We start from the raw sequence: 24,261 nt of genomic DNA, 5'->3' as shown, positions 1-24,261 counted from the left end.
AATGTAAAATGAAATCAGTATTGATTATAGGATTGGGAAGATTTGGACATCATCTCTGTAAAAACATGATCAGGCTCGGCAATGAAGTGATGATCGTAGACAAGGAAGAGAAGAATGTGGAAGACCTGCTTCCGGTTGCGACGGCGGCCAAGATCGGAGACTGTACGAATGAAGAAGTGCTCAAGAGTCTTGGGGTAGGTAATTTTGACATCTGCTTCGTATGTATCGGTTCCAACTTCCAGAGCAGTCTTGAGATAACAAGTCTTGTGAAAGAGCTTGGGGCCAGGTACGTCGTGAGTAAAGCAAACAGAGACATACATGCCAAATTTCTTTTGCGCAACGGTGCGGATGAAGTGATTTATCCGGACCGGGACATTGCGGAACGTCTTGCGGTAAAGCACAGTGCAAACCACGTGTTTGATTATGTGGAGCTGGCGGAGGGGTATTCTATCTTTGAGATTCCGCCGGTGGCGGCCTGGGTCGGGAAAAGTATACAGGACCTGGCTGTCCGTACGAAATATCATGTGAGCATACTCGGAATAAAGTCCGGCGGCCATCTGCAGATCCTGCCGCGGGCAGACCGGAAGCTGGAGGCGGACGACCATCTGATGGTCGTGGGGCTTAAGAAAGACGTGGATAAAATATTGGCAAATATTAAGTAGGGTGCTATGATAGGTGCATGGAAAAGATGAAGAAGATACTGAAAAATAAAAAGTTCATATATACGGTGCGGACGATGCTCATCGTACTGACCGCCAGTATTGTCTGCATTGTGCTGAAAAGCGTAGGTGTGGAGAAAGAAAATGTACTGATGGTCTTCATGGTCGGTGTGCTCATCATAAGTACGTGTACACAGGGGTATGAGTACGGGATCGTCGGCGCGGTCGTGAGCGTTATGATGTTCAACTACTTTTTTACAGTGCCTGTCCATACGTTTGCCATTATGAACCCGAACGATGTGGCACTTATGGGCTTCTTTCTTATCGCCGCCGTGATATCGTCCAGCCTGACCGTGCGCTTTCAGAAGCAGATGCTCATTTCCAAAAAGAATGAGGAGACGGCAAGGCAGCTTTATGAAATGTCGGAGAAGTTCATCAATGTCACGGGCAAGGAGAATATCATAGAGCTCGGGATCCGGTATATCTATGAGCATACGGGATATGAGAGCGTGGTGGAACTGCTCGGAGAAGAGAAGGGAGCGGATTCGGCTGTTGAATATACTTCCAAGGACTATGTGATGTTTCCTATCATCGGCATTGTAAAACAGATCGGGATATTGAAGGTGTTCAACCACAATCAGGGATTTACGGTGGAGCAGGACCTGCTTGTGAAGACGGCGTCGAACCAGATAGGCATTGCGCTGGACAGAGAGCTCATCTATGCGGAGCAGGAGCGGACGAAAGTAGAGATGGAGCGGGAACATATGAAGAGCAGCATGCTGCGGAGCATATCCCACGACTTCCGCACGCCTCTTACGGGAATCCTCGGCGACTGCAGCCTCATCATAGATTCCAAGGAGATGGGCAGGGAGGAAGAGAAGCAGCTTCTAAAAGATATTATGGAGCAGTCCATGTGGCTTATGAAGATGGTCGTCAATATTCTGAATATGACAAAGATAGAGAGCGGCCAGCAGTTTGTGGAAAAGAGCGGTGAGGTGATAGACGATGTCATCAATGGGGCGGAGCGTCACGTCATCGGTCTCGGCCAGCGTGATTATCATGTCGTGCTTCCAAAGCAGGTGATCATGGCGCAGATGGACGGCAAGATGATCATGCAGGTGCTTGTAAATATACTGGACAATGCGGTGAAGCATACACAGGAGGGCGGAAAGATCATCCTCACTGCATCATTTCGGAGAAAGCGGCTGTATGTGAGTATCGAAGATGACGGCCCCGGCATCGAGGAGGGAATGGAAGAGAAGATTTTTGATGAATTTGTATCCCTGTCGGGGGAAAGCATGGACCAGAAGCGGGGGATCGGCCTCGGTCTTGCCATATGCCGTCAGGTTGTAAGCGCCCACGGCGGAGAGATATGGGCGGAAAACAGAAGTGAGGGGGGAGCCAGATTTACATTCTGGCTGCCTGCAGAGCAGGCGGATGTATTATGAGTGAAAATATTACAATATTGATAGTAGAAGATGACAAATATATACTGAACTTTATCTCCATGACGTTAAAAAAAGAGGGATACGGTTATTATGTCGCAAGGACGGTGGAAGAAGCGCAGAGTCTGTTCTATGCCAACCGGCCGGATATGATTCTTCTGGATCTCGGTCTGCCGGACGGGGACGGTATGGAGGTCATCCGTAATGTGCGGGAAGTGTCCGAGATACCGATCATCGTCGTCTCGGCCAGACAGGAAGAAAAGGAGAAGATCGAGGCGCTCGACGCAGGCGCTGACGATTACGTGACGAAACCGTTCTATATGGGGGAACTCATGGCAAGAGTGCGGGTCGGAATGCGCAAGCTTGGGAATATCCGTGCCGGAGAGACAGACACCGTATTTGTAAAGGAAGAACTTCTGGTAGACTATGGGAAGCGGAAAGTGACGGTAGGAGGGGAAGAAGTACATCTGACGCCCATCGAGTACAAGATACTTCTGCTGCTCATCGCCAACCAGGGAAAGGTGCTCACGCACAACTATATCATAAGAGAGATATGGGGTTATTCCGGTGAGATCGACGCGGGAAATCTCCGCGTGTTTATGGCAACACTTAGAAGAAAAATAGAAAAAGACCCCGCCGATCCGAGATTTATACTGACAGAGATTGGAGTGGGGTACCGGTTCTGTGAATGATGTTTCTGTGGGGATGTGGGGATGTTGGCAGGGATGGACACTGGGGTCAGGCCCCTTCCGTGTAAGTATATGGTTATGGGTTTACTTATTTCGGAAGGGGCCTGACCCCTTTGCCGTTCCGTGTGAGAATATGGTTATAGATTTACTTGCTTCGGAAGGGGCCTGACCCCTTTGCCGTTCCGTGTGAGAATATGGTTATGGATTTACTTGTTTTGGAAGGGGCCTGACCCCTTTGTCATTCCGTGTGAGTTATCTGCGGCGGGTATGTCTGTGCGCAGATATTCGATTATGTCGGCCGCCGTTTTGCCGGCGGGGTGGATCTGGTATTCGGGCTCATGTATGTCGGGGAGATAGTGGGCGTCGGAGCTGCTCAGCATTCGGCAGTTCAGAAAATAAGGATGTTCCTGCTGAATACGGTGCAGGTTTTTGAAGTTGTGGATCTCTGCACAGCAAAAGGTACTGTCCGGCGGCACAAAGCCGAGGTTGGACAGCAGGCTTGTCGTTGTCTTGTCGATATGGGCCGGGAAGGCTGTGCCGTGATATGACTCCACAAGTTCAAATACATTGTCAAAGGATATGTCGGTTGCACTTATGAGCAGCCGCTCTACGGTTTGGGTCACTTCATCTTCTTCGTTCATGATCTGCTGTTTTCCGAAGATATCCTCTTTGTTTTTTATAGGAAGGATATGCCCGTATATGAAGTCGTCAAAGGCCATGGCGTCTGACAGTGAGGGAAAGAGGCAGACGACGTGGACTTCCTCGGCGGTCGTAAGTTCCATGCCCGGAATAACGGTGACGCCGTAGCTTTCACCGTGGATCAGCGCCGCCGGACAGTTCCGGCAGGAATTGTGGTCCGTGAGCGCGATGACATCCAGTCCTTTGACGGCCGCCATGCCGACGATATTGGCGGGAGTCATATCGTCGTCTCCGCACGGGGAGAGACAGGAATGAATGTGAAGGTCATAGTAGAGCCCTTTCATGACAGCAGCTCCTGGATCTTGAGACCTGCATCAAAGATGGAAAGCTCCGTGGTGAATACGGCGATCTGTTCCGACCTTGCGCATGCGAGTTCTTCTTCCTGGAACTGTATGCCTTCCGCCAGGATTATGCAGGAAATGTCTGCAAGTGACGCGACCGCCAGTGTATTCTTGTTGCCCATTACCGTGACCCAGGCGCCGTTCTCAGGCGCTTTGCTCATGGCGATGCTCAGGAGGTCGCAGCAGAATACCTTGCTGATCTCCCTGGATGTGCCGCCCGGCACCTGCACCTTAAACAGACCGGAGTCGATCAATGTCTGAACTGTCATAACTAACGCTCCTTTCGCTCTAATTCGGTTGTAAGTTTCTTTATATAATCTTCCAGTATCTTCATTGACTCGTCGTTGTTCCCACAGGACAGGTTGAGGGAGCGGGTCAGGAAACCGATCTCATTGGACAGATTGTTGATATACTCGTGGAATGCATAGATACAGTCGTTCCTTGTCGCTTCACCTCTGACGATGTCCTCGGCAAGTGCCCGGCATGTAGGGGCTCCGCAGGAGCCGCAGTCGAGCCCGGGGAGCTGTTCCGTGATATCTTCCACCGTGCCCATCAGTTCCAGGCTTTCACGGAATGAATTGCCGAGGCGGAACACAGGCTCATATTCCACATATGCGGACCAGTGATAGTCAATATCCTCATAGGAACTGGCATGTGTCTGCGCGACGGGCAGATAGCGGTGAAGCTTTTTCGTCTTTGCGGTGGCGATATATGGATTTTCTACGGTCAGGGTGCCGCCGACGCAGCCTCCGTTACAGGCGTTAAGCTCCACAAACTTCAGGCCGTAGAATTTCTCATCCTCCAGATCGCTCAGCACCCGGAGGGCACTCATGATCCCGTCGCAGGCCAGATAATTGTCTGTTATAAGACCGGCGGATTCTCCGCCGGCATTGCTCCATCCGATGCCGATACGCCCGGAAGAAGCGATAGGAGTAAGCTTGCTCTCGTCGTGGGTCATATGCTGCAGAAGTACCGGGTACACATCCTTCATGGCAACGACCTTGTCGATCTGGCTCTTCTTTACACCGAGCGGCGAGCGGGCGTAAGTCACCTTGGACGGGCAGGGAGAAATAAAGAAGATTCCGATGTCTTCCGATGGATATCCGGTTTTTTCTATTGCTTTTGCACGGGCGATCTCTGCCGCGATCTCTACCGGGGGCTTCAGAGGAAGCAGGCGGGGCAGCAGAGTAGGGAATTTGACCCGTATGATCCTTACGATGGCAGGACAGGCCGTGCTGATAAACGGGGCGTCGTCCCGGTGTTCGCTTATGTATTTCCGTGTGGCCTCAGATACGAGCTCGGCGGCCGCGCTCACCTCAAACACATCGTCAAAGCCCATGGATATCAGCGCATTCAGTACGATATCCACATTTGTGAGATTGTTGAACTGCGAGTAGAGCGACGGCGCGGGAAGCGCGACCGTGTACCGGTAGTTTTTGATCTCCTCAAGGGAATCGTACAGCGCCACCTTCGCGTGATGCGGACAATAGCGGATGCAGCGGCCGCAGTCCACGCAGAATTCAGGCGTTATTTTGGCCTTGCCGTTATGAACACGTATCGCCTGTGTGGGACAGTATTTGATACAGTTGATACATCCCTTGCAGGCATCCTCATCTAAATGTACGGAATGAAAAAATTTATCTGATTTATCCAACCGGAACCCCTCCTTGTCAAGTTACATGTGAATGTCCATCGTTACCGTAGTTCCGACTCCCAGTTCTGAGTCAATATTCATGCAGTCGGAATATTTCTCCATATTGGGAAGTCCCATGCCTGCACCGAAACCGAGCGCGCGCACTTCCTCCGGCGCCGTGGAGTATCCTTTCTGCATCGCCTTTTCCACATCTGCAATACCGGGTCCTTTGTCTGCCAGTATGATGCGTATGTTCTCCTGAGATATTTCGACGGTTATCTCTCCTCCGCCGGCGTGGATGACCATGTTGATCTCGCCCTCATACATGGCGATGGCCGTCCTGCGGATCACATTATTGTCAGCTCCTATCATCTTGAGCTTGTTTTTCAGATCACTGCTTGCCTCCCCGGCTCTCGTGAAGTCGTCACCGGATATTATGTAGTGGAAAGTCAAGTTTTCGTCCATGTATCATGCACCTCCAAGTAGTCCGTTGCTGTATAATAATCCGCAGGTCGTAAACATGCCCCGGGAAGTGGCGAGTATGACAATGCCTCTCTCCTCGGCCAGCTTCAGCATGTTCGGGTCCGGATACTTTCCGCGGACAAAGACGATGCAGAGAATATCCAGCATCTCCGCGGTCCTGATCACCTGCGGGTTACACAGGCTCGTGAGAAGAAGAGACTGCTCTTCGGCGTATGCCAGGACGTCGCTCATCATGTCGGATGAGAAGGCATAATTTACTTCTTCGTCCAGGTATTCTTCCCCGCACAAAACATCTGCTTCCAGTAAGGATTTTATCTTTCTGATTATCATATCTTCCTCCTGTACACTTCTTATTTTAATAAATACAGTATAGCATTGAGAAAAAAGGAAATCAACACGTATTGTGGAAAACAACTAAAAAACACGGCATTTATTTGTGTGTTTTTTAACAGGATGTTAGTCAAATAACAAACAAGAATGGTTTTCATTTAACAAAATACACAATAAAAAGGTGTAGATTTTTGTGTTTTTGTATGTTAGAATGAAATGGTAATTCAACGTAATAGTCACATGACTAAATTAGACAGTAAAGGGAGGTAAAAAAATGCTTTCTAAGAAAACAACAGTTCAGTTCACCGGAACAGAAGAACAGGAAAAAGAACTGTTAGGAGTGATCAATGAATTGAAAGATGAAAAAGGCGCCCTGATGCCTATACTGCAAAGAGCTCAGGATATCTACGGCTATCTGCCCATCGAGGTTCAAAAGATCATTTCTAATGAGACAGGGATTCCGCTTGAAAAGATATACGGAGTCACCACCTTTTATTCCCAGTTCAACTTAAGCCCGAAAGGCAGATACCGCATTTCAGTCTGTCTTGGCACAGCCTGTTACGTAAAAGGTTCCGGGGACATTTACAACAAACTCATGGAGAAGCTTGGCATCGTCGGGGGTGAATGTACACCGGACGGAAAGTTTTCATTGGATGCCTGCCGCTGTGTAGGTGCCTGTGGTCTGGCACCGGTCATGATGATCAATGATGAAGTGTACGGAAGGCTTACGGTAGACGATATCGACGACATTCTGGCCAAATATGAATAGCCATGATGACGGAAATATCTCTGAACATTCTGGATGTGGCGGAGAATTCCATCCGCGCAGGCGCGGACTACATAACCGTTGAGGTGCTCATAAGCACGCAGGCCGATACACTCACCGCAGTGATCGACGACAACGGATGCGGTATGGATGAGGAACAGGTGAAGCGGGTCACAGACCCGTTCTATACGACGAGAACTACGCGAAAGGTAGGGCTTGGGATCCCGTTTTTCAAGCAGGCTGCGGAGAGTACGGGCGGAAGGTTTACAATTACATCCGGAAAAGGAATTGGCACAAGAGTAGAAGCAGTTTTTGGATTATCCCATATAGACAGAATGCCGTTAGGTGATATCAATACGACGATGCATACGCTCATCGTATTCAATGAACCTGTCGACTTTCATTATAGATATGCTTATGACGAGAAGGAATTTGTGCTGGATACGAAGGAAATGAGAGAAATATTAGGCAGCGTGTCGTTCAAAGACGCGGAAGTGTCCGGATTTATCAAGGAATATCTGGACGAGAACAAAAAAGAAACAGACAATGGCAGATCAGTTTAAATAGCGGGAATGGAGGATGCATATGAAATCTCTGGAAGAACTGAAGGCAATAAGAGAGAAGAATGAAAGTAAAGTCGGCGTGCGGTCTGAGAGTGCATCACAGACGAGAGTGGTTGTCGGCATGGCAACATGCGGGATAGCCAGCGGTGCGAGACCTGTACTCACTGCACTTTCCAATGCGGTCCAGGAGGAGCACCTGTCTGAGAAGATCAGCGTGACACCTACCGGATGCATCGGACTGTGTCAGTATGAGCCGATCGTAGAAGTATTGGAACCAGGCAAGGAAAAAGTGACGTATGTAAAGATGACACCTGATAAAGCGATGGAAGTGTTCAGACTTCATCTGAAAGAAGGCCAGGTAGTCGCGAAATATACATTAGGCGCTGTACAAAAATAGAAAGGGAGGTATACGAATTATGTATCGTTCACACGTATTGGTTTGTGGTGGAACCGGATGTACTTCCTCAGGCAGCCAGAAAATCAGGGAAAGGCTGGAAGCGGAAATCAAAAGAAACGGGCTGGAAGACGAAGTAGGCGTAGTTAAGACCGGATGTTTCGGTCTGTGCGCGCTCGGCCCGATCATGATCGTTTATCCGGAAGGTTCTTTCTATGCGATGGTAAAAGAAGAAGACATTCCGGAAATCGTATCAGAACATTTATTAAAAGGAAGAGTTGTCACCCGTCTGCTGTATGACGAGACAGTGAAGAACGAAGAAGTTCTTCCGCTGCAGGAGACGAAGTTCTATAAGAAGCAGCACAGAGTCGCACTGCGCAACTGTGGCGTCATCAATCCGGAAAATATTGAGGAATACATAGGAACACGCGGATATGAAGCGCTTGGAACTGTACTTACGAGCATGAAGCCGGAGGAAGTGATCCAGGTGATCCTGGACAGCGGACTGCGCGGGCGGGGCGGCGCCGGATTCCCGACAGGACTGAAGTGGAAGTTTGCGGCTGCCAACGAGGCGGATCAGAAGTATGTCTGCTGTAATGCAGACGAAGGCGACCCGGGCGCATTTATGGACCGTTCCGTGCTGGAAGGCGACCCGCATGTAGTGCTGGAGGCCATGGCTATCGCGGGATACGCGATCGGCGCTTCCCAGGGATATATCTATGTGCGTGCGGAGTACCCGATCGCTGTAGAACGTCTGAATATCGCGATCGAGCAGGCAAGGGAATACGGTCTGTTAGGTAAGAATATTTTTGAGACAGGATTTGATTTTGATATTGATATCAGGCTTGGAGCCGGTGCTTTTGTCTGCGGTGAGGAGACGGCGCTTATGACATCCATCGAAGGAAACAGGGGCGAGCCGCGTCCGCGTCCGCCGTTCCCGGCGCTTAAGGGACTGTTCCAGAAGCCTACGATCTTAAACAACGTTGAGACACTGGCGAATATACCGCAGATCATCCTCAACGGGGCCGAGTGGTTCTCTTCCATGGGAACAGAGAAGTCAAAGGGTACAAAGGTATTTGCCCTCGGCGGTAAAGTAAACAACACAGGACTGGTAGAGATCCCGATGGGAACTACCCTCCGGGAAATAGTAGAAGAGATCGGCGGAGGCATCCCGAACGGGAAGAAGTTCAAGGCCGCGCAGACGGGCGGACCTTCCGGCGGATGTATCCCTGCGGAACATTTTGACGTGCCGATCGACTATGACAATCTTATCGCCATCGGTTCTATGATGGGTTCCGGCGGACTGATCGTCATGGACGAAGATAACTGTATGGTAGATATCGCCAAGTTCTTCCTTGAATTTACGGTCGATGAGTCATGCGGCAAATGTACGCCATGCCGTGTAGGCACAAGGCGTATGCTCGAGATACTGGAAAAGATCACGAACGGCCAGGGAACAATGGAAGACCTGGATAAGCTGGAAGAGCTGGCAGCCCATCTGAAAACCAATTCTCTTTGTGCACTTGGGCAGACGGCGCCGAACCCTGTACTTTCTACAATGCGCTATTTCAGAGACGAGTATGTGGCGCATATCGTAGATAAGAAATGTCCGGCCGGTGTCTGTAAGGCGCTTCTCTCTTACAAGATCGATGCCGACAAGTGTAAGGGATGTACGTTATGTGCGAGAACGTGTCCGAATGATGCGATCAGCGGCGCGGTCAAAGAACCACATGTTATCCATCAGGATAAATGTGTCAAGTGTGGAGCATGTATGGAAAAATGCCGTTTCGGTGCTATTTACAAAGAGTAATGGAGGATGGAGAATATGGAAAATATTAATCTTAAAATTAATGGACTCGACGTATCCGCTCCTGCCGGTTCTACTATCCTTGAAGCAGCCCGGCTGGCCGGAATCAAGATCCCGACGCTGTGTTTCCTGAAGGAGATCAACGAGATCGGAGCCTGCCGTATGTGTATCGTTGAGGTGAAGGGAGCAAGAAACCTGGTCGCGGCGTGTGTGCACCCGGTCAATGAAGGGATGGAAGTGTTTACAAACACTCCTCAGCTCATCGCGTCCAGAAGAAGAACACTTCAGCTGCTGCTTTCCAACCATGACCAGAAATGTCTGTCATGTGTGCGCAGCGGTAACTGTGAACTTCAGCAGTTATGTAAAGAATACGGCGTGGATGATGCAGATTATTATGAGGGCGATATGACGCATTATGATCTGGATGAATCCGCAGCCCATATGGTACGTGACAACAATAAATGTATTCTCTGCCGCCGTTGTGTTGCAACGTGTGAAAAGACACAGGGAATCGGCGTTATCGGCGCCAATAACCGTGGATTTGATACGATGATCGGTTCTGCTTTTGAGATGGGACTCGGAGAAACGAGCTGTGTATCCTGCGGACAGTGTATCGCAGTCTGTCCTACCGGAGCCTTATATGAGAAGGATTACACACAGCAGATCCTCGATGCCATCGCAGATCCTGACAAATATGTTGTTGTACAGACAGCTCCTTCTGTCCGGGCGGGGCTTGGTGAAGAGTTCGGTTACCCGATGGGTACGGATGTAGAAGGCAAGATGGCAGCAGCGCTCAGAAGAGTCGGATTTGACAAGGTCTTTGATACTGACTGGGCGGCCGATCTCACGATCATGGAAGAAGCCACAGAGCTTCTCGACAGAGTGAAAAACGGCGGGGTACTGCCGCTCATCACATCCTGTTCACCCGGATGGATCAAATACTGCGAGCATTACTTCCCTGATATGACAGAGCATTTGTCCAGCTGTAAATCACCGCAGCAGATGTTCGGCGCTATGCTGAAGACATACTTTGCGGAGAAAGAGGGCATTGACCCGAAGAAGATCGTTTCCGTCAGCGTGATGCCATGTACGGCCAAGAAGTTTGAGATCGGACGTGACGATCAGGATGCAGCCGGAGTTCCGGACGTGGATATCGCGATCACGACCAGAGAGCTCGCAAGGCTGATCAAGCGCTGCGGTATAGAATTTACGGTGCTGCCGGATGAAAAATTCGACGACCCGATGGGAGAATCGACAGGTGCGGCCGTGATCTTCGGCGCTACCGGCGGTGTTATGGAGGCTGCGCTGCGTACTGCAGTTGAAGTTCTCACAGGCGAAGAGTTGGCTAATCTGGACTTTACGGATGTCCGCGGTACAGAAGGTGTCAAAGAGGCATCTTACAATGTGGCGGGCATGGATGTGAAGGTGGCAGTCGCATCCGGACTTAACAATGCAAGGACGCTTCTGAACAAAGTAAAATCAGGGGAAGCGGACTACCACTTTATAGAGATAATGGGATGTCCGGGCGGATGTGTAAACGGAGGCGGACAGCCCCAGGTATCCGGCGATGTGCGCAATTTCACAGATGTGCGCGGGATCCGCGCAAGTGTGCTGTATAACAATGATGCGGCAAAACCGATCCGTAAGTCACATGAAAATCCGGCCATCAAGAAGCTGTATGACGAATACCTCGGCGAGCCGGGCAGCCATAAGGCTCATGAGACATTACATACGAGCTATGTGAAACGTACAGTAAATTAAAGAATATAACGTTAACAATACAGTGCTGATGTGGAGACACATTCAGCACTGTTCTTTTTTTAGAGGACAGGATGTATCATATTGACAAATCTGTGAGAAGCAGTATAATTACTATATGTTAAAAAAATAACGAAGCATTAAAAGGAGGTACATACCATGGCACAGATCATAGGCAGTCCAGGCAGATATATTCAGGGAAAAGGAGAACTTAACAACCTTTGCAAATATGCGGCCAGCTACGGCAGCCGCCTGTTTATCCTTACGAGTCCGTCCGGAAAGAAGCGGGTGGAGCCGTCCATACAGGCGGGAAAGGAAGGAACAGGGGTAGAAACGGTCTACGAAGTATTTAACGGCGAGTGCAGTATGAATGAAATCAACCGCGTGATGAAGGCTGCAGAAGGAGCAGGCTGCGATATGATAGCCGGTGTCGGCGGCGGAAAGATCCACGACACCGCAAAGGCAGTTGCACATTACATGGGGAAGCCTGTCATCATCGTGCCGACGATCGCATCTACTGATGCGCCGTGCAGCGCGCTCTCTGTCATATATACGGACGAAGGTGTATTTGAGAAATATCTCTTCCTTCCTGCGAGCCCGAATGTAGTCCTCGTGGATACAGAAGTGGTGAGCAAGGCGCCTGCGAGACTTCTCGTGGCCGGCATGGGGGACGCGCTGGCAACATATTTTGAGGCGAGAGCGTGCATGCAGTCTTCCGCAGCGAACTGTGTGGGCGGAAAGAGCACGCTGGCAGCCATGGCGCTCGCCAGGCTCTGCTATGAGACGCTTCTGGAGAACGGCGTCAGCGCGGCGCTGGCAGTGACGGAAAATGTGTGTACAAAAGCAGTGGAGCATGTGATCGAGGCGAATACATACCTGTCCGGGATCGGATTTGAGAGCGGCGGCCTGGCCGGCGCCCATGCGGTCCATAACGGGCTGACGGTGATCGAAGAGACACATGCCCTGTACCACGGGGAGAAAGTAGCCTTCGGCACACTCGTACAGCTTGTGCTTGAAAACGCGGATTCCGAGGAGATTGAGACGGTGGTGGATTTCTGCAGCGCCGTAGGGCTTCCGACCACACTTTCTCAGCTCGGGATAAAAGAAGTGAAGCCGGATCAGATCATGGAAGTGGCAAAGCTTGCCGCGGCAGAAGGAGATACGCTTGGCAATATGCCGTTTGAGGTTACACCGGAAGACGTATATGCGGCGATCATGGCGGCAGATGCCATCGGAAGGCATTATGCAGAGGAAGGAGTATAATCCAGTCCCTTTGGTCATTGGCAGTTAAGCATGGCCTCCGTTTGAAATATACCAGGTACGCAGAACAGGTAAAATATCTTCTCCGGCTTCCAGAGCCTTGGATATTTCCAGGACAGCTTCTTTTACCGGCTGTCCTACGTGATTTTTTCCGGGCAGGGAAGTGTTCATAAATCGGGCAATAAATGCTGGAACAGGAGTGCCTGCCTTATTGATCGTATTTTGATTTACGGAGATGCCTCCATTTTCTAAATACCACTCATACAATGTGGAGGGGATTTGGATACCATTTACCAACGCGGTATATATTTCCGCAACGGCTTCCCGTATATTCGCCTTGGCATAGCCGGAACTTCCGGGAAGAGCTGAGTCAAGTAATCCGCGAATCTCTGGAGGTACCTTCATTGTTTCAAGGGAAGGAGTATTAAGGATGGTTGACAATACTTTAAATTTAGCCGGATGCAGTAATGCATGTAGAACATGTCCCATTTCATGAGATATGATATAGCTGAAATACTTTTCCGCCTCATCATCACTGAAATCCTTTAGCTCAAGCCCCGGTGTTTTGCCTGAGAGGAGCGTTGGCACACTTGAAGGATCCACAGACTGTTTTGATTTTAAAAAGATCCTTACATAATGTACCCCGCCGTTAAATGTCCATGCAGACTGTTGCTGCTTGTTGAGCATGCTGCCTACGACGAACTCAAGCCGGATGGTCTGTTCCTTTAATATTCCCTTCTCCTGTTCTGACAATGAAGCAAATAACCATGTCAAAGTATCTATGATCGTCAATTCAGCAATGCGGGCCATTCTCCTGTCCAGTCTTGCGGTATCTGTTTTATACTCGCCCATGGGCGTTCGGTGTGCGCTGTTTTCGCGGATTACCTGCATATGATCAAACTGGGTGAGACCAACCTGAACATTGCTGAAGCCATGAACCTGTCCTAGGGATGATGAGCGGGGCTCACCTCCCGACTCAGAAGGGGGCATGTCATAGGCCTGAGACTGATCCGGCAGTACCTTATCGGTCCTCACTGGTTTACCGGTCATAAAACTTTTAATGTCCAGGGCGTTTCTGCTGATCACATCATCCGAGATATGTGACAGAACCGTGTGATCCATCGCAACTACCGCCTGCCGGAGTTCATCCGTGACAGCTCCGCCATGGTCGTAGCTTAAGATTGCCTGGATCAGATGCCGGGGAATCGGCGCTCTCTGAATGGGCAGTTTATTTGAAAATGCCGGCGTCTTTTGTGCATACATTAATCTGTTTTGTGATTTGCAGTCTTTGGACGGAACTTTCTTTGCTTCATATGTATACAAGTTTACCTCCTCCAATCTCGGGCGCTTCTGTAACTTTTGTATTCGCTGCCGCAGCTCATATAATAAAGTTGGCTATATATACTATTATACAGCCGTATGTTTTCTTGTCGATGGTTTATAAATTAAAATAACTCATTTTAATGATTTATGGTACAATATAGCACAACGGGATAAATACGGTTAAGGAGAGAGTTTCATGGATTATAAATACATTTTGTTTGACCTGGACGGCACGGTCACCGACCCGGGCATCGGCATTACTAATTCAGTCATGCATGCACTGAGGAAATTCGGCATAATAGAAGAAGACAGGAGCAGGCTGTACAAATTTATCGGACCGCCGCTGGCAGATTCGTTCCGGCAGTTCTATGAGTTTTCTGAGGAAGAGACCGCCCGCGGAATTGAGTATTACCGAGAATACTTTACGGATAAGGGTATCTTTGAAAATGAGGTATACGAAGGTATGGAGGAACTGCTGGCAGCGCTGAACAGACAAGGGAGAAAGCTCATAATAGCCACCTCGAAACCTGAAGTGTTCGCAGAGCGGATACTGGAGCATTTTCATCTGGACAGCTATTTTTCCTTTGTGGCAGGCGCCACCATGGATGAAAAAAGGGTGAAAAAGGCGGAAGTGATCGCATACGCGCTGGAGAGCTGCGGCATCAGTGATCTGTCCGGGGTGCTCATGATAGGGGACAGGAAACACGATGTTATCGGGGCGCATGAGGCGGGAGTCGACGTCATGGGTGTCCTGCACGGATATGGAAGCCGTGAAGAGCTTGAAAAGGCCGGTGCAGATTATATTGTGGAGAATGTAGAAGAAATAAAAAAGTTTCTGTCCTGAGAATGGAAAAACAGTGTAAATATACTGAAAAATGAGGCGCGCAAATACCGGTTGCGCTTAAATTAGCCAAACGCAACAGAGAATTGGTGGAGGTTTACACTGTGCAATCGTATGATAAGGCCATAAAAGTTGAAGGAGGAGACCAAAATGGGCTTTGCAGAAAATTTACAGTTTCTCAGACAGAAAAAAGGATATACACAGGAACAGATAGCCGAACAGCTACAGGTGTCCAGACAGTCTGTTTCAAAATGGGAGTCAGGAGGCAGCTTTCCTGAGATGGATAAGCTGCTCCAGTTAAGTGAGATGTTCCAGTGCGGTATGGATGTGCTCGTGCAGGGAGACGCAAGGAATTCATATGTGGAGGAACATGATGAATATGAGAAACATATGAATGAATACAGCAGGGCCATAAGCTTTGGAGTCGGGCTTTTGCTGCTCGGGGTTGCGGTGTATGAACTGCTGGCGGGGGTGTATACAGCTGAGAAGATCTGCGATATGCTCTTTATGTTTTTTGTGGTCGGCGCAGTGCTCATATTTGTTGTTCAGGGATTAAAGCACAGTGAGTTTGCGAGAAGATATCCAATGGTTGGAAACGTATATACGGAAAAAGAAATAGAATCGTTTCATAAAAGGTATATTACCATGTGTGCTGTCGGAATCGGACTTATATTCTGCGGGTTCATTTTGGAGCTTGGGATGGATGGCGTGGCGTTGCCGCCGCAGCTCAATGAAGATGCCGTGCATGGGGTGTTCATGCTTTTCATTGCAGCTTCCATATCAATTCTGGTCTATGCGGGACTGCAGAAAAAGAAATACAGCATATACGAATATAACAGTGAAAATGCCTCAAGCCCCGAGAAGAAAAAGATCGGAAAGCTCTGCGGCACTATCATGATGGCTGCTGTACTTATCTATATGCTCGGAGGTTTTTGGGCGGACGGCTGGGGCACGCTGTGGGTCGTATTTCCGGCAGGTGGAATTCTCTGCGGTATTGTCAGTATTCTGCTGACAAAAGAAAGTTAGGAAGGACATATCTAAAGGACCGGGTCTTTATGCTCTGCAGGGCAGAAAAGGCCCGGCCTTTTGTTGTATATTTATGAAAAAGCAGTATTGAGCGGAAGGGGAAAATAAGGTACAATAAACAAAGACGAATGAAAATATATTAAGGAGAATACTGGTATGGAAAGAAGAGTGGGTACTGTATCAAGGGGAATCCGATGCCCTATCATACGGGAGGGGGACGACCTTGCGGATATTATTGTAGAAAATGTTCTGGAGGCAGCTAAAAGCGAGGGCTTTGACATACGTGACAGAGACGTAGTAGCAGTCACAGAATCAATCGTGGCAAGGGCACAGGGAAATTATGCTTCTGTAGATGCCATTGCACAGGACGTGAAGAATAAACTGGGCGGGGAGACGGTCGGGGTCATCTTTCCGATCCTGTCAAGGAACCGGTTTTCCATCTGTCTGAAGGGTATTGCCAGAGGAGCGAAGAAGGTTGTGCTTATGCTGAGTTATCCGAGCGACGAAGTGGGAAATGAACTTGTATCTCTGGATCAGCTCGATGAGGCAGGTGTCAACCCATACAGCGACGTGCTGGATGTAAAACGCTACAGAGAGCTGTTCGGTGAGAACAGGCATCCGTTCACCGGCGTGGATTATGTGCAGTATTACAGTGATCTGATCGAGAGCGAGGGGGCAGAGGTCGAGGTTATCTTCGCAAACCATCCGAAGGAAATCCTTAATTATACGAAGAAAGTATTAAACTGCGATATTCACAGCCGTGAAAGGACGAAACGATTGTTGAAGAAAAATGGAGCGGAGGTCGTCTGCGGCATGGATGATATCCTGACAGCTCCGGTGGACGGAAGCGGATGCAACGAAGATTACGGTCTTCTCGGATCCAACAAGTCTACGGAAGAAGCAGTCAAGCTTTTCCCAAGGACCGCAAAGTGTATGGAACTTGTTTTAAATATTCAGAAGCAGTTTCTCGATAAGACGGGGAAGCATGTAGAAGTCATGGTATACGGAGACGGAGCGTTCAAGGATCCGGTAGGAAAGATATGGGAGCTGGCGGATCCGTGTGTGTCCGTTGCCAACACAGAAGGGCTTATAGGGACTCCGAATGAGGTGAAGCTCAAATATCTGGCGGACAATGATTTTAAGGAACTGTCCGGGCAGGCTTTAAAGGATGCAGTCTCAGCGCGCATCAAAGAAAAGAAGGAAGACCTGGTCGGCGATATGGCTGCCCAAGGGACGACGCCCAGAAGGCTGACGGACCTGATCGGTTCGCTCTGTGACCTTACAAGCGGCTCCGGCGATAAAGGGACACCGGTAATCCTTGTACAGGGATATTTTGATAACTATACATCATAAGCGCACGTATTTTCTGCAGGTAACATTTAAAAGGAACTATGAATGTGAGAGAAGGAGACAAAAGATGAAACAGGACATGATAGTGATTCTGGATATGGGAAGCACCGAAAACACCGTACTTGCAAGGGCGATCCGCGAGCTCGGCGTGTACAGCGAGATACACCCGCATGATATCACGGCGGCGGAACTTGGACGGCTTGACAATGTAAAAGGTATTATATTAAACGGCGGAGAGAACCGTGTTGTGGACGGCCAGGCCGTTGAAGTAAGGCCGGAAATATATGACTGCAAGATCCCGGTGATGGCCGCAGACCATCCGACAGCCCGCTGTGAACAGAAGCTTGCCGGTCTCCCGGATAAGGAGACGCTGAAGGCATTTGTTTTTGACGAATGTAAGGCAGAGACGAACTGGAATATGAAGAACTTTATAGAAGACCAGGTAGAGCTGATCCGGCGTCAGGTCGGAGACAGAAAAGTTCTGCTGGCGCTGTCAGGAGGGGTTGACTCTTCCGTTGTGGCGGCTATGCTTCTGAAGGCGATTGGGCAGCAGCTCACCTGTGTCCATGTAAATCACGGGCTCATGAGAAAGAACGAATCAGAGGGCGTGGTTGAGGTGTTTAAAAACCAGCTGCACGCCAATCTTATCTATGTAGACGCCACAGAGAGATTCCTCGGTAAGCTGGACGGCGTTTCCGACCCTGAGCAGAAGAGAAAGATCATAGGCGGTGAATTCATCCGTGTGTTTGAAGAAGAGGCAAGAAAGCTGGACGGCATCGAATTCCTCGGACAGGGAACGATTTATCCGGATATCATTGAGAGTGGGACAAAGACAGCCAAAATGGTCAAATCACATCACAATGTAGGCGGACTGCCTGAGGATCTGCAGTTTGAACTTGTGGAACCGCTGAAGCAGCTTTTTAAAGACGAAGTACGCGCCTGCGGCATCGAACTTGGACTGCCCGCACATATGGTATACCGTCAGCCGTTCCCCGGCCCGGGCCTTGGTGTGCGCTGCCTCGGCGCGATAACAAGAGACCGGCTGGAAGCAGTGAGAGAGTCAGACGCCATTTTGCGTGAGGAATTTGCTGCTGCAGGGCTGGACGGGAAAGTATGGCAGTATTTTACAGTAGTGCCGGACTTTAAGTCTGTCGGTATGAAGAACCATGAAAGAAGCTTCGATTATATGGTGATTATCCGCGCCATCAATACAGTGGATGCCATGACAGCTACTGTGGAGAAGGTGGACTGGGAAGTGCTGGAAAAGATAACGAACAGGATACTGGCGGAAGTGGGGAATGTGAACAGGGTATGTTATGACATGTCACCGAAGCCACCGGCAACGATAGAATTTGAATAAAAGAAGTGTTTGTGAAACCCGTATAAGCAGAGTATTTAAGGCGTTTCAAGGCTCTATTTGATAACACTGTGGAAAATGCATTTACTCAAAAAATGTGTCAGTGGTTAGAAAGTGAAGATATTTTAAACCAACTAAAAAAGGTCTTACTGAATTGAGTGAAATCAATTTAGTAAGACTTTTTTACATTGAAAGGTTTATTCGCTGTCATTCTGTGTCTTGGTGTTTCGTTCAGTATGTAGGACATTAAGATTTTTCTTAGATTTTACAGTGTCCATCTGAGAGTAAGTATAACGCTGTTGGTTATATTGTGCGATACGGACATCGGCCTGTATATCACTAAAAACGAGCGTTTTTTGCATGTGACAAGCTAGATAAATGGATATTTATATTTGCTTTTCCATAACATCATAGCACAAAAAATCATTACATTCTGTTGGAATGATGTTAAATTCGATAGCTTTATAGCCTCTCTTTTGATATATCTTTTTAGCTGGCAGCGAGGCGGCCAATACAATTTTTGAATATTGCTGTGAGATTATTGTTTCTGCAAAATCAAGCATTTCTGTGCCATATCCATTATATTGATAAGCAGGCAGTACAAATAACCGACATATTTCATTAGCCTTTATTGTAACTGTGCCTACGACATTTTGTTTTATATCAACGCAAAGAAAAATACGGTTTAATTTAATATCATTGATAATATTGGCTTCATCATGATGTGCAAGAAAAAAATCCACTGCGCCTTTAGGGTAGTAATGTGGATATATTTCCGCGATTGTCTCTTCTGAAATTATTTTTACTACATTCGCATCCGCTAAAACAGCTTGTTTTATACTCATTTTTGTATCTCCACCAAATTTATATTTGTTCGTCTGGTAAACTTTTGACCACTGTATGCGGCTTGATCAATGAATTTAATATAGCATAAATATATAGAAACTATCAAGATAAGCCTATATTAAAAAGTATAGCAAATAAAAAGCTGTTGTCTAAACCTAGAAAAAAGCGGCGTCACAATCGGTAAGCATAAGCGTAATCCATCAAGGGTATCACATGTATGGGGTTACGGAAAATGGAAACAGAAAATATTGACTTTTTATGGGCACAGCAATATAATCTATTTATATAAAAAGTTTATATAAATAGATTATACGGAGGTGTAAAAATGCCAAAACAGCGGATAACAAAAGAAATGGTTGTAGATGTTGCTTTTGAGATTGCCCGTAAAGGCGGTATGGAGAAAGTAATGGTCAAGAGCATTGCAGATAAACTCGGCTGTTCGGTGCAGCCTATCTACAGTTATTGTACAAATATGGATGGACTTCGAGAGGATGTCGGCAATAGAGCAAGGAGCTTCATTGGAGAATATATCGTTTCCCATATTGATAAAAACGACCTGTTTCGTAGCACAGGTAAAGCCTATATTCAGCTTGCAAAAGAAGAACCTTATATTTTGAAAATCTTTATTATGCAGGAACGCAAAAATATATTGTCTTTGAAAGATATATATGAAACAGAAACTAGCCCGCAAATGGCAGAAGTAATTGCAAAAGGATTGGATATAAGCGTTGAGTGTGCAAAGCAACTACATTTGAATATGCTAATTTACACGATTGGTCTTGGTACGATTTTTTCCGTATCTTCGCCGGGAATCCCCATAGACGAAATTTTTTTGCAACAAGAGCAAGCGTACCAAATTTTTATGAACGATACATTGAGAAAGAGAGAGATAAACAATGAAAACAGTAATCATTTATAATTCGCAAACAGGTTTTACAAAGCGTTATGCCGAATGGATAGCGGAGGCAACTGGAGCAGACTGTTTTGAATTATCAGTTGCAAAAAAGAAAGATTTGTCTATCTATGAGACAATTATTTTCGGCGGTTGGGCGTGTGCCGGCAGTATTAGCAAAATCGGTTGGTTTAAGAGCAATATAAGTAGATGGGCAGATAAGAAACTGATTACATTTTGTGTTGGCGGAAGTCCGATAGATAATCCAGAAATTGAAACGGCTCTTAAACACATTTTTAACGGATCAGACCAAGAAAAAGTAAAGACATTTTATTGCCCGGGGGGATTCAACTACGAAAAGATGTCTGTGACCTCCAAACTTATGATGAAAATGTTTGTAAAAACTCTCAAAGCAAAAAAAGATAAAACGGAAGAAGAACAGGTAATGATAAAAATGATTACTTCGTCCTATGATATTTCTGACAAGAAATATATTGAACCGATTATAAAATATCTTAACAATATGACTGATAGGTAATATTATATCGGGAGATAGTGTGAATGTACAGAAGGAATTTATAGAATTTACGGGGAGGAATGAAAATTGAATTGTGAAATAAGAAAATGAAAGCTCACAGATGTGAAAGATTTGACTGACGCTATCTCAAACCCAAAGATACAAAATAATTTGCGTGATGGCTTACCATATCCTTATACGGAAAAGGATGCTGAGGAATATTGGGGGCGTGGCATTATGACTAATGCCGTCAAACAAATTTGTGAATATGTTTTTGAAAAAAGTGATATTATCCGTATCTACGCAGAGCCGTTTGCCTACAATACAGCGTCTTGCAGAGTACTTGAAAAAGCAGGCTTTCAGTATGAGGGTACATTGAGAAATAACGCTGTGAAGAATGGGAAAATTGTTGATATGAAGAGGTATTCCTTATTGAAAGGATAACGAAAGGGGCTATCCTGATGTTGAAAAAATATAAGCTTAGTTTTGATATTTGGGGATTGCTATTGTTCCTAATTATTATGATACCTAATTTTATTTGGTTTGCTATACCTGCATCAAACGATGTGCTGCGAGCAGATTCGGTTACAGCAATGCTTGATATCATTGCTTCGGTATTTCAAGTATTTATGGTTATTGCTCTTTGTGTTTTGGTGAATAGAAACCGTTCCAAATTCCATATTACACCTTTGATAGTCTTTGTGATAATTTGTTGCTTGCTATATTTTTCAAGCTGGATAGGCTATTATGCGGGTATGGTCAATGAAATTATTATACTGGGATTAACGCTTGCTCCGTGTTTGGCATTTATCTTTTTCGCTATTGATAGAAAAAATATAATAGCAGTTAGTTTTGGTTGTGTTTTTACAATCTGCCATTTGATTTATGGGGTGGTAAATTTTATTATCTGAATATTAGCGAGGTGGATAGAGGATTATGAAAAAGGAAGGATGGGCATTGATGTGTTAAATCAGAAATAGAGGAAAGACAGTAGAGCAAATTTACAAAAGCTTTGAAAATCTACCGCAATTTCTTGACTTTTTGAACGCTGTTCAGTATAATGTGTTTGAACAATGTTCAAACGGAGGTGTAGTGTGGATAATAAAGAAGCAATCATACAGGCAGCAATGAAACTTATTGAGGAAAAAGGGGAACGCTTAGAAGAAATTACAGTCCGTGAGATATGCAAAAGAGCAAATGTCGGTTTAGGACTTGTGAACTATCATTTTGGAAACAAGGACAAACTGATGGAGCAATGTATTGAGTGTATGATAAACGGAACAGTTGAGCATTTTCAGAATATACGAGAAAAAACAGACGGTTTTACTCCTTTTGAGAAGTTGGAGTATCTTGGCAATATGACACTTGATTTTCTGTTTGAACATTATGCCGTTTCCAAGATTTCCGTTCTTACCGATATGCAGTCTCCGAAAGAAAATGACAATACCCATAGGACTTATGCGGCATATCTTCCGCTTGTTGCCGCCTGTCGCCCAGACCTTGATGAAGCGGCGATAAAGCGAAAGACGCTGTACTTGATTACCGTTATGCAGCAACTGTTCCTGCGATACGAAATCATATCGCAAACATTGGGGATCGACCTTACCCAGAAAGAAAATCGCAGGAGCTTTCATACACAGGTTTTACACGATATTTTAGAGGTATAATGAATATTACAGTTATAAACGGGACAGAAAAACACGGCGTTACCTATCGTTTGAAAGAGCTGTTTTTAGCAGCATTTAGGGATAAAGCGAATATTACAGAATATTATCTTCCAAAGGATTGTCCGGGTTTTTGCACTGGCTGCGTGAGTTGTACATTAAAGGGGGAAGACTCTTGCAAGGACGCAGAATATATTGGTAGAATTGATCAATCACTTTTGGAAGCAGACTTGATTGTAATGACATCCCCCTCCTATGTGTTTCACGCTACGGGAGCAACGAAAGCATTGCTTGACCATTTTGCTTATCGGTGGATGCCGCATCGCCCTGCTTCTGAAATGTTTGGAAAGCGTGCAGTCATCATAACACAATGCTTGGGCAGCGGAGCAAAATCTGCGGCGAAAGATATTAAGCATAGTTTATCCTGGTGGGGGATTTCCAAAATCGGGATATTTACCGGTGCTTTGATGGGCGATATTGTTTGGGAAAAACTTTCCCAAAAGAAGCGAGCCAAGCTTACGGGAAAGATTCAGAAACTATCCCGTAAGTTTGCCCACATAGATTATACAAAACCTGCACACACGAACTTGATTACTAAATGCAAATTTTCTTTTTGCCGCATTATGCAAAAATCTCTACATAAATCCGATCCCGAATATCTTGATGGAAAATATTGGGCGCAGCAGGGGTGGCTCGATAGCGGCAGACCGTGGTAATAAAAATAAGGTTGCAATTACATTAATGTTGGTATATGATGGGATTATAATACAGGTTATAATACGAGTTATTGGGAGAAGTGATTAATGAGTGCAATTGAAAAAGCAAATGCGACGCCGCTATATCTTCAGTTAAAAAATAAGATAAAAAAAGAAATAAGGACAGGAATATTAAAGCCCGGGGATAAGCTTCCGTCCGAATCACAGATGCAGCAGGAGTACAATATGAGCCGTGTCACCGTCCGCAATGCGATGGAGGAACTGACCGGAGAGGGGTATATCATAAAGGTACAGGGAAAGGGCAGCTTTGTCGCGCATACCGATATGCTCCGGCTTCCGATCGGGGTGACGAGCTTTACAGAAGACGCCAAGATGCAGGGCATAACCCTGACATCCAAGGTGATCAAGTTCGGGATCGAAGACATTCAGACGGAGCTGGACCGCAGGTTTTTCGGCGATAAAACAGATGGCAGGATACTTGTGCTTAAGCGGGTGAGAAGTGCGGACGGTGTGCCTGTCACAATTGAGGAGAATCATATGTCTCCGGATCTGATAGATATGAAAGAGGAAGATCTGACAGGGTCGTATTACGATATTTTGATAAATAAGTATCACATGATACCTTCCAATAAAGGGCGCAGAAGTGTAAGGATCACATTTGCCGACAAAGAGGCGGCAGAGTATCTGGATCTGTCTCTCGGGACGCCTGTGATCGAATCTGAGATGTGTGTGTTTGATATGAATGGTGACGCGATCCATACTGTGAAAGATATAGTCAGAGGGGACAATGACCGGTTTCTGACATGGTATGTGTAATATAAGTTGATACAAGCAAAAATGATTTTATAGGTTTTCCATAAGGAAGGCCTATTTTTTTTCTGAAAAAGGAGCGTGAAATTATA

General features: G+C 46.7%; 27 protein-coding genes. 20 read left to right on the top strand and 7 right to left on the bottom strand.

Annotation, left to right across the window (positions count from 1 at the left end; genetic code table 11):
• Nucleotides 1-8 precede the first annotated feature (8 nt).
• Genes LAJLEIBI_RS12535 through LAJLEIBI_RS12525 form a run of 3 tightly spaced genes read left to right on the top strand, consistent with a single transcriptional unit; the run spans nucleotide 9 to nucleotide 2,796 of the window.
• Nucleotides 9-662 carry a potassium channel family protein gene (locus tag LAJLEIBI_RS12535; protein WP_040434824.1) on the top strand — a complete coding sequence of 218 codons (654 nt, stop codon included), beginning with the start codon at nucleotides 9-11 and terminating at the stop codon, nucleotides 660-662.
• 26 nt (nucleotides 663-688) lie between these two features.
• Nucleotides 689-2,107, top strand: a complete 1,419-nt coding sequence (locus LAJLEIBI_RS12530; protein WP_242654903.1) for a sensor histidine kinase — start codon at nucleotides 689-691, stop codon at nucleotides 2,105-2,107.
• Nucleotides 2,104-2,796 carry a response regulator gene (locus LAJLEIBI_RS12525; protein ID WP_006442455.1) on the top strand — a complete coding sequence of 231 codons (693 nt, stop codon included), beginning with the start codon at nucleotides 2,104-2,106 and terminating at the stop codon, nucleotides 2,794-2,796. The genes LAJLEIBI_RS12530 and LAJLEIBI_RS12525 overlap by 4 nt, the downstream gene beginning before the upstream one ends.
• 203 nt (nucleotides 2,797-2,999) lie before the next feature.
• Here LAJLEIBI_RS12525 and LAJLEIBI_RS12520 read toward each other — a convergent pair whose 3' ends face one another.
• From LAJLEIBI_RS12520 to LAJLEIBI_RS12500, 5 genes are read right to left on the bottom strand one after another with little or no spacing between them, the layout of a single operon-like run.
• Nucleotides 3,000-3,776 carry a PHP domain-containing protein gene (locus LAJLEIBI_RS12520; protein WP_006442454.1) on the bottom strand — a complete coding sequence of 259 codons (777 nt, stop codon included), beginning with the start codon at nucleotides 3,774-3,776 and terminating at the stop codon, nucleotides 3,000-3,002.
• Complete coding sequence (locus LAJLEIBI_RS12515; RefSeq protein ID WP_006442453.1) at nucleotides 3,773-4,102, bottom strand: hypothetical protein; 330 nt, start codon at nucleotides 4,100-4,102, stop codon at nucleotides 3,773-3,775. The genes LAJLEIBI_RS12520 and LAJLEIBI_RS12515 overlap by 4 nt, the downstream gene beginning before the upstream one ends.
• A gap of 2 nt (nucleotides 4,103-4,104) precedes the next feature.
• Entirely contained in the window at nucleotides 4,105-5,487 is a 1,383-nt protein-coding gene (locus LAJLEIBI_RS12510) for a [Fe-Fe] hydrogenase large subunit C-terminal domain-containing protein (RefSeq protein WP_040434823.1), read from the bottom strand.
• Nucleotides 5,488-5,508: 21 nt separating this feature from the next.
• Nucleotides 5,509-5,931 carry an ATP-binding protein gene (locus LAJLEIBI_RS12505; protein ID WP_006442451.1) on the bottom strand — a complete coding sequence of 141 codons (423 nt, stop codon included), beginning with the start codon at nucleotides 5,929-5,931 and terminating at the stop codon, nucleotides 5,509-5,511.
• A gap of 3 nt (nucleotides 5,932-5,934) precedes the next feature.
• Nucleotides 5,935-6,279 (bottom strand): DRTGG domain-containing protein, encoded by a 345-nt coding sequence (locus LAJLEIBI_RS12500; RefSeq protein ID WP_006442450.1) that lies wholly within the window; start codon nucleotides 6,277-6,279, stop codon nucleotides 5,935-5,937.
• A gap of 274 nt (nucleotides 6,280-6,553) precedes the next feature.
• Between LAJLEIBI_RS12500 and LAJLEIBI_RS12495 the strand changes: the two genes are divergently transcribed.
• From LAJLEIBI_RS12495 to LAJLEIBI_RS12470, 6 genes are all read left to right on the top strand, one after another.
• Entirely contained in the window at nucleotides 6,554-7,048 is a 495-nt protein-coding gene (locus LAJLEIBI_RS12495) for an NADH-quinone oxidoreductase subunit NuoE family protein (RefSeq protein ID WP_006442449.1), read from the top strand.
• A 2-nt stretch (nucleotides 7,049-7,050) separates the two neighbouring features.
• Nucleotides 7,051-7,608, top strand: coding sequence for a sensor histidine kinase (locus tag LAJLEIBI_RS12490; protein WP_006442448.1), 558 nt, complete (start codon nucleotides 7,051-7,053; stop codon nucleotides 7,606-7,608).
• 22 nt (nucleotides 7,609-7,630) lie between these two features.
• Entirely contained in the window at nucleotides 7,631-8,005 is a 375-nt protein-coding gene (locus LAJLEIBI_RS12485) for a (2Fe-2S) ferredoxin domain-containing protein (RefSeq protein ID WP_040434822.1), read from the top strand.
• Between the two features lie 19 nt (nucleotides 8,006-8,024).
• Complete coding sequence (nuoF, locus tag LAJLEIBI_RS12480) at nucleotides 8,025-9,812, top strand: NADH-quinone oxidoreductase subunit NuoF (RefSeq protein WP_006442446.1); 1,788 nt, start codon at nucleotides 8,025-8,027, stop codon at nucleotides 9,810-9,812.
• 15 nt (nucleotides 9,813-9,827) lie between these two features.
• On the top strand, nucleotides 9,828-11,570 hold the full coding sequence (locus tag LAJLEIBI_RS12475; protein ID WP_040435422.1) for an NADH-dependent [FeFe] hydrogenase, group A6: 1,743 nt from the start codon (nucleotides 9,828-9,830) through the stop codon (nucleotides 11,568-11,570).
• 156 nt (nucleotides 11,571-11,726) lie between these two features.
• A complete protein-coding gene (locus tag LAJLEIBI_RS12470; protein WP_006442444.1) occupies nucleotides 11,727-12,830 on the top strand; it encodes a glycerol dehydrogenase in 1,104 nt (367 codons plus the stop codon).
• A 24-nt stretch (nucleotides 12,831-12,854) separates the two neighbouring features.
• Here the strand turns inward: LAJLEIBI_RS12470 and LAJLEIBI_RS12465 are convergent, their stop codons facing one another.
• On the bottom strand, nucleotides 12,855-14,090 hold the full coding sequence (locus LAJLEIBI_RS12465; RefSeq protein WP_006442443.1) for a hypothetical protein: 1,236 nt from the start codon (nucleotides 14,088-14,090) through the stop codon (nucleotides 12,855-12,857).
• 256 nt (nucleotides 14,091-14,346) lie between these two features.
• On the opposite strand from LAJLEIBI_RS12465, the gene LAJLEIBI_RS12460 reads away from it, so the two are divergent.
• The 4 genes from LAJLEIBI_RS12460 (at nucleotide 14,347) to guaA (ending at nucleotide 18,727) form a co-directional block, all read left to right on the top strand.
• On the top strand, nucleotides 14,347-14,994 hold the full coding sequence (locus LAJLEIBI_RS12460) for an HAD family hydrolase (RefSeq protein ID WP_006442442.1): 648 nt from the start codon (nucleotides 14,347-14,349) through the stop codon (nucleotides 14,992-14,994).
• A 147-nt stretch (nucleotides 14,995-15,141) separates the two neighbouring features.
• Nucleotides 15,142-16,017 carry a helix-turn-helix domain-containing protein gene (locus tag LAJLEIBI_RS12455; protein WP_147570448.1) on the top strand — a complete coding sequence of 292 codons (876 nt, stop codon included), beginning with the start codon at nucleotides 15,142-15,144 and terminating at the stop codon, nucleotides 16,015-16,017.
• A gap of 156 nt (nucleotides 16,018-16,173) precedes the next feature.
• Nucleotides 16,174-17,370, top strand: coding sequence for a coenzyme F420-0:L-glutamate ligase (locus LAJLEIBI_RS12450; RefSeq protein ID WP_006442440.1), 1,197 nt, complete (start codon nucleotides 16,174-16,176; stop codon nucleotides 17,368-17,370).
• 64 nt (nucleotides 17,371-17,434) lie between these two features.
• The gene (guaA, locus tag LAJLEIBI_RS12445) at nucleotides 17,435-18,727 is read left to right on the top strand and encodes a glutamine-hydrolyzing GMP synthase (protein WP_006442439.1); all 1,293 of its coding nucleotides are present in this window, start codon (nucleotides 17,435-17,437) and stop codon (nucleotides 18,725-18,727) included.
• A gap of 383 nt (nucleotides 18,728-19,110) precedes the next feature.
• Here guaA and LAJLEIBI_RS12440 read toward each other — a convergent pair whose 3' ends face one another.
• Nucleotides 19,111-19,569, bottom strand: a complete 459-nt coding sequence (locus LAJLEIBI_RS12440) for a GNAT family N-acetyltransferase (protein WP_006442437.1) — start codon at nucleotides 19,567-19,569, stop codon at nucleotides 19,111-19,113.
• A 326-nt stretch (nucleotides 19,570-19,895) separates the two neighbouring features.
• On the opposite strand from LAJLEIBI_RS12440, the gene LAJLEIBI_RS12435 reads away from it, so the two are divergent.
• From LAJLEIBI_RS12435 to LAJLEIBI_RS12405, 7 genes are all read left to right on the top strand, one after another.
• On the top strand, nucleotides 19,896-20,489 hold the full coding sequence (locus LAJLEIBI_RS12435; RefSeq protein ID WP_006442436.1) for a TetR/AcrR family transcriptional regulator: 594 nt from the start codon (nucleotides 19,896-19,898) through the stop codon (nucleotides 20,487-20,489).
• Nucleotides 20,467-21,000: a flavodoxin domain-containing protein gene (locus LAJLEIBI_RS12430; protein ID WP_006442435.1), complete on the top strand. Its 534-nt coding sequence runs from the start codon at nucleotides 20,467-20,469 to the stop codon at nucleotides 20,998-21,000. Before LAJLEIBI_RS12435 ends, LAJLEIBI_RS12430 begins: the two co-directional genes overlap by 23 nt.
• 102 nt (nucleotides 21,001-21,102) lie before the next feature.
• Nucleotides 21,103-21,423, top strand: a complete 321-nt coding sequence (locus tag LAJLEIBI_RS12425; RefSeq protein WP_006442434.1) for a GNAT family N-acetyltransferase — start codon at nucleotides 21,103-21,105, stop codon at nucleotides 21,421-21,423.
• A 17-nt stretch (nucleotides 21,424-21,440) separates the two neighbouring features.
• A complete protein-coding gene (locus LAJLEIBI_RS12420) occupies nucleotides 21,441-21,890 on the top strand; it encodes a hypothetical protein (RefSeq protein WP_006442433.1) in 450 nt (149 codons plus the stop codon).
• A 183-nt stretch (nucleotides 21,891-22,073) separates the two neighbouring features.
• Nucleotides 22,074-22,646 carry a TetR/AcrR family transcriptional regulator gene (locus LAJLEIBI_RS12415; RefSeq protein ID WP_050765481.1) on the top strand — a complete coding sequence of 191 codons (573 nt, stop codon included), beginning with the start codon at nucleotides 22,074-22,076 and terminating at the stop codon, nucleotides 22,644-22,646.
• Nucleotides 22,646-23,359 carry a flavodoxin family protein gene (locus LAJLEIBI_RS12410; protein ID WP_006442431.1) on the top strand — a complete coding sequence of 238 codons (714 nt, stop codon included), beginning with the start codon at nucleotides 22,646-22,648 and terminating at the stop codon, nucleotides 23,357-23,359. The genes LAJLEIBI_RS12415 and LAJLEIBI_RS12410 overlap by 1 nt, the downstream gene beginning before the upstream one ends.
• 87 nt (nucleotides 23,360-23,446) lie before the next feature.
• Nucleotides 23,447-24,175: a GntR family transcriptional regulator gene (locus tag LAJLEIBI_RS12405; RefSeq protein ID WP_006442430.1), complete on the top strand. Its 729-nt coding sequence runs from the start codon at nucleotides 23,447-23,449 to the stop codon at nucleotides 24,173-24,175.
• The last annotated feature ends 86 nt before the right edge of the window (nucleotides 24,176-24,261 follow it).

The organism is [Clostridium] hylemonae DSM 15053, from assembly GCF_008281175.1.
GTDB classification, from domain to species: Bacteria; Bacillota; Clostridia; order Lachnospirales; family Lachnospiraceae; genus Extibacter; species Extibacter hylemonae.
This window is presented reverse-complemented; position numbering and strand designations above follow the sequence as displayed.